Source organism: Pseudomonas sp. HMWF006 (assembly GCF_003061205.1).
Lineage (GTDB): Bacteria > Pseudomonadota > Gammaproteobacteria > Pseudomonadales > Pseudomonadaceae > Aquipseudomonas > Aquipseudomonas monsensis.
In genome coordinates this window covers 1-5,018 of record NZ_QAIU01000446.1, presented here as the reverse complement: position 1 = coordinate 5,018, position 5,018 = coordinate 1, and the positions used below count along the sequence as shown (strand labels likewise).

General features: G+C 61.8%; 5 protein-coding genes and 1 pseudogene. 4 read left to right on the top strand and 2 right to left on the bottom strand.

Annotated elements, in window-relative coordinates; translation table 11 throughout:
* Positions 1-177, top strand: a pseudogene (locus DBR24_RS32850) (Bcr/CflA family drug resistance efflux transporter); the annotation flags it as partial.
* Positions 178-184: 7 nt separating this feature from the next.
* On the opposite strand, the gene DBR24_RS31080 reads toward DBR24_RS32850, so the two are convergent.
* Complete coding sequence (locus tag DBR24_RS31080; RefSeq protein ID WP_177490620.1) at positions 185-358, bottom strand: hypothetical protein; 174 nt, start codon at positions 356-358, stop codon at positions 185-187.
* 150 nt (positions 359-508) lie between these two features.
* Complete coding sequence (locus DBR24_RS18845) at positions 509-1,522, bottom strand: zinc-binding alcohol dehydrogenase family protein (RefSeq protein ID WP_123471114.1); 1,014 nt, start codon at positions 1,520-1,522, stop codon at positions 509-511.
* Between the two features lie 117 nt (positions 1,523-1,639).
* Between DBR24_RS18845 and DBR24_RS18840 the strand changes: the two genes are divergently transcribed.
* From DBR24_RS18840 to DBR24_RS18830, 3 genes are all read left to right on the top strand, one after another.
* Positions 1,640-2,569, top strand: coding sequence for a LysR family transcriptional regulator (locus DBR24_RS18840; protein WP_128615496.1), 930 nt, complete (start codon positions 1,640-1,642; stop codon positions 2,567-2,569).
* A gap of 317 nt (positions 2,570-2,886) precedes the next feature.
* Complete coding sequence (locus DBR24_RS18835; RefSeq protein WP_123471118.1) at positions 2,887-3,618, top strand: helix-turn-helix transcriptional regulator; 732 nt, start codon at positions 2,887-2,889, stop codon at positions 3,616-3,618.
* A 131-nt stretch (positions 3,619-3,749) separates the two neighbouring features.
* A partial coding sequence (locus DBR24_RS18830; protein WP_128615495.1) for an MFS transporter occupies positions 3,750-5,018 on the top strand: 1,269 nt, incomplete at its 3' end.

The following is a 5,018-nucleotide window of genomic DNA, read 5'->3' as shown; positions in this document are numbered from 1 at the left end:
ATGCAGTTCAGTGTCGCCGCCGGGGCATCGGCGCTGGTGGGCGTGCTGCACGACGGCACCGCCGTGCCGATGTCCATGGTCATCAGCCTGTGCGGTGTGCTGGTGGTGAGCGTCGCGATGCTCACCCGGCGTCTGCAGAATGCCCGAGCGTTGGCACAAGCCCAGGCGCAGGCCTGAACAGTCGTCAGCCAGAAGCGCGCTGTTGGCTGCGGTCGGGAATCTGATGGGGGGCGCAGAGTCGCGCTTCGAGGGTGCGGGTAAAGGCGAGTGCTTCGGCTTCACTGCGGAAAGTGACGGCGTGTTGGTCCAGACGAACCTGCCATTGAGACTTTGCCACTTCTTTTATCAGGATCTTCATTGCTGACCTCCCTTGCGTAAAAGATGTATCGCAGAGTTTTCGATTGTAGACCTGAATACGATCGCAATTGTGACAAGGGTCAACTGTCAGACTGACGGCAAAAAGCCCTCGAAGCCCGCAGGAGCCGCCGAGGGCTGCGATCCTTTGCCTTTAGAAACTTTCTAAAACAATTTTCCCCTTGGCCTTGCCACTTTCCAGCAATGCATGGGCCCGGCGCAGGTTGGCCGCGTTGATCGTGCCGAAGTGCTCGCCCACGGTTGTCTTCAATGTCCCGGCGTCAATCAGCTCGGCCACACGATTGAGCAAATTGTGCTGCTCGATCATGTCGGCGGTTTCGAACAGCGAACGGGTGTACATGAACTCCCAGTGCAGCGACAGGCTCTTGCGCTTGAGCTTGGTCACGTCCAGGGATTTCGGATCGTCGATCAGTGCCAGCTTGCCCTGCGGTGCCAGGGCTTCGACCAGTTGATCCAGGTGTTGATCGGTCTGGGTCAGGCTGGCGACGTGGGTCACGCTGTCAATGCCGGCGCGCTTCAGTTCTTCACTCAGCGGCTGACTGTGATCGATCACCAGATCGGCGCCCAACTGGCTGACCCAGTCGCGGGTCTGCGCACGGGAAGCGGTGCCGATCACGTTGAGCCCGGTCAGTTGACTGGCCAGTTGCGTCAGGATCGAGCCGACGCCACCGGCTGCGCCGACGATCAGCAGGCTCTGGCCTTCATCGGTGTTGCCTTCGCGAATCTGCAGGCGCTCGAACAGCAATTCCCACGCGGTAATCGCCGTCAGCGGCAGGGCTGCGGCTTCGGCAAAACCCAGCGACTTGGGCATATGGCCGACGATCCGCTCATCGACCACGTGCAGTTCACTGTTGCCGCCGGCGCGGGCGATGGAGCCGGCATAAAAGACCTTGTCGCCGGCCTTGAACAGCGTCACTTCGCTGCCGACGGCCTTGACCACACCGGCCACGTCCCAGCCGAGCACTTTTGCCGCGCCGTTTTCAGGGGCCACGTTCTGCCGCACTTTGGTATCGACCGGGTTGACCGAAATGGCTTTGACTTCCACCAGCACGTCGCGCGGGCCGGCGACCGGTTCTGGCAGTTCGATGTCTTGCAGGGCTTTTTCGTCGCTGATCGGCAGGGAGGCGTAGTAGGCAATGGCTTTCATGGGTGGACTCCAGAAGTGGGGACAACGATGGGACAGATGATTGGCTATTTCTCTGCAAGATAAAACCGGCTAAAACAGCAGTCTCTTTCAATATTTTTTTGATAATCGGGGCTGAGGATGCTGCGTTTCGATGACTTGCAGTTGTTTGTTCGCGCGGCGGATCTGGGCAGTCTGTCGGCGGCGGCGCGGGTGATGGACATGTCGGCGGCGGTCGCCAGTGCGGCGTTGAAGCGAATCGAACAGCAGCTGGGCGCACGCCTGCTGGCTCGTTCGACGCGCAGCCTGCGCCTGACGGCCGAGGGCGAGGGCTTTCTCGAATACGCCCGGGCGGCGCTGAGCAATCTCGACGAGGGCCGGCGTCTGCTGGCCAGCGGGCAGGATCAGGTCAGCGGGATTCTGCAGCTGTCGGCGCCGTCGGATTTCGGGCGCAATCTGTTGCTGCCCTGGCTCGATGATTTCCAGCGTGCACATCCGAAACTGACGGTACGCCTGTTATTGGGGGACCGCATCGCCGACCTGTTCCGTCAGCCGGTGGACATCGCCTTGCGTTATGGCGAACCGGAAGACTCCAGCCTGATCGCCTTGCCCATCGCTGCGCATAACCGTCGCGTGCTCTGTGCCTCCCCGGCCTATCTGGCACGGTATGGTGAACCGCGCCAGCTCGAACAACTGGCCCAGCACAATTGCCTGTTGTACATGCTTGGCAGCCGCGTCCACGACCATTGGAGTTTCCACGACGGCAAACGTGAAGTCGGCCTGACGGTCAGCGGCGACCGCTTCAGCGATGACGCGGACGTGGTGCGCTTGTGGGCCGTGGCGGGGGCGGGCATTGCCTACAAATCCTGGCTGGACGTGGCCGCCGACGTGCTGGCGGGGCGCCTCAAAGTGCTGTTGCCGGAGTTGCTGTGCGAGCGCGCTCCGCTGAATTTGTTGTGCGCCCATCGCGCCCAATTGAGTAAGCCGGTGAACCTGCTGAGGGAAATGCTCGCCAGTCGATGCGCCGATTTGAGTAGTCAATTTCCCGCTTTCCCGAGAGTTGATCATTAGTCGCAGGTAAATAGAGAAATTTCTCTCAGGAACAATCACCACCCGTGCAGGCCCCGTTACAGGACGCGGCGCCCATCCCGCTTATACTAGCGTCCGCCTCAAGCCAGTACGCAAACCCCGGCCCGGACACCGTCCGGCCGACCGGGCGCTGTTTAATGTCTGCCAGCGCCACCGCGGCGAGATCAGTGCCGCAGGCTGTTGAGCCAATGGCCTGCCTTGCCCCGGTTCAGGGTGATGCGCGCGCCTTGGCCGATGCCCCATTACTGGTCAAGATGTCTCCGAGCAGTAGACGATACGATTCCACAGGGAGTGAATACATGGAACATGCACCTTGCATCAGCCAGATCGCCACGCTGCTGGCCGATCCCAAGCGCAGCGCGATGATGTGGGCGCTGATGGATGGCTCGGCCCGCCAATCCGAGGAGCTGGCGTTGCTGGCAGGGTTGTCACCATCCTCGGCGAGCGCGCATCTGGCGCGTCTGTCCACTGGCGGTCTGTTGAAGGTCGAAGTCCGTGGTCGCAAACGCTTTTTCCGTCTCTCGGCACCCGAGGTCGGCGCCGCCATCGAAGCGCTGGCCAGCGCTACCATCGCCAGCGCACCACGGGACATTCCCGAGATTTTCAAACGCACTACACCGATGGCCAAATCCCAGGCGGCACCTTCTTCGCTGTTGCGCGCACGCTTTTGCGATGACCACCTGGGCGGCACGCTGGCCGCTGACCTGTATCAGCGACTGCTCGACGTCGGCTGGATCGAACAGTTTGAGCAACGCGTAGTGGTCACCCACAAGGGTGCGAAACAGCTGGCCGGTCGCGGGGTTTTCATCCAGGCACTGGCACACCGCAATGTGCAGGTGGCCTGCGCCTGTCCGGACTGGAGCGAGCGACGCCCACACCTGGGCGGCTCTCTCGGCGCGGCGCTGCTGCAGTTGTTCATGCAGTCGGGATGGCTGACCTTGCCCAATGACTCCAGAGCCCTGCAATTGACGGCCACAGGCCAGCGTGAATTGCAGCGGTTTGCCCGGGAAACCGAGCTGGAAATGGCGTGATAGAGCATTCGTGATCGACGTCAGGCCGTCCCGGCGTCGCCTACGACTGCGAGCAGGTCGCATTCAGTACGACCTCTGAATCACCATCGCGCACACTCGATCCGGGGAATTTCCGGATGGGGGAGCACGATATGGACACTCAACGCTTTAGCGCGGCAGAACGCCTGGAACGTCTGCCACTGAGCGGGTATCACCGCATCATTTTCATCATTATTGCTTTGGCGTTCTTCTTCGACTCCATGGACCTGGCGATGATGACGTTTCTGCTCGGCTCGATCAAAAGCGAGTTCGGCCTGAGCAGCGCGCAAGCCGGCCTGCTCGCCAGTTCGAGTTTTTTCGGCATGGTGCTGGGGGCGTCGCTGTCGGGCCTGCTCGCCGACCGTTTCGGCCGCAAGCCGGTGTTCCAGTGGAGCATCGTGTTGTGGGGCGTTGCCAGTTACCTGTGCTCGACGGCGCAAACCGTCGAGATGCTCACGCTGTTCCGCATCCTGTTGGGAATCGGCATGGGCATGGAGTTTCCCATCGCTCAGTCGATGTTGTCGGAGCTGATTCCGGCGCAACGACGCGGGCGCTACATTGCCCTGATGGATGGTTTCTGGCCGTTGGGGTTTGTTGCGGCCGGGGTGCTGTCGTATTTCCTGCTGCCAGTGATTGGCTGGCGCGACATCTTTCTGGTGCTGGCGGTGCCGGCGGTGTTTGTCCTGGCGATCCGTTTCTTTATCCCCGAATCGCCGCGCTGGCTGGAACAGGCCGGGCGGCATGAGACGGCTGACAAGGTCTTGGCCGCGATCGAACAGCGCGTGCGCGCATCGCTCGGTGTTGCCACGTTGCCCGAGCCGGTGAGTTTGCCGCGGACGGTGACGCCACCGGGCAGCTTTTTCTCGGCCCTCAAGCAAATCTGGTCGGCGCAATACCGCCGCCGCACGACGATGATCTGGAGCTTGTGGTTTTTCGCGCTGTTGGGTTTTTACGGCCTGACGTCGTGGCTCAGTGCATTGCTGCAACAGTCGGGTTTCGCCGTGACCCAGTCGGTGTATTACACGGTGCTGATCTCGCTCGGCGGGATTCCCGGGTTTCTGATGGCGGCGTGGCTGGTCGAGCGCTGGGGGCGCAAACCGGTGTGCATCGTCACCTTGCTCGGCGGTGGGGTGATGGCGTTTTTCTATGGCCAGAGCGCGGTGTTCGGCGGCAACGTGGCACTGCTGATCAGCACGGGGCTGCTGATGCAGTTTTTTCTGTTCGGCATGTGGGCGGTGCTCTACACCTACACGCCCGAGTTGTATCCAACCTCGGCGCGGGCGACCGGTTCGGGGTTTGCCTCGGCGATTGGCCGGGTCGGCTCATTGCTCGGGCCGTTGGTGACCGGGCTGGTGTTTCCGATAACCGGGCAGGGCGGGGTG

Excerpts from the sequence above, each read along its gene's own strand:
- DBR24_RS18845 (WP_123471114.1), bottom strand. The coding sequence starts at position 1,522 with ATGAAAGCCATTGCCTACTACGCCTCCCTGCCGATCAGCGACGAAAAA.
- DBR24_RS18835 (WP_123471118.1), top strand. The coding sequence starts at position 2,887 with ATGGAACATGCACCTTGCATCAGCCAGATCGCCACGCTGCTGGCCGAT.
- DBR24_RS18840 (WP_128615496.1), top strand. The coding sequence starts at position 1,640 with ATGCTGCGTTTCGATGACTTGCAGTTGTTTGTTCGCGCGGCGGATCTG.
- DBR24_RS31080 (WP_177490620.1), bottom strand. The coding sequence starts at position 358 with ATGAAGATCCTGATAAAAGAAGTGGCAAAGTCTCAATGGCAGGTTCGT.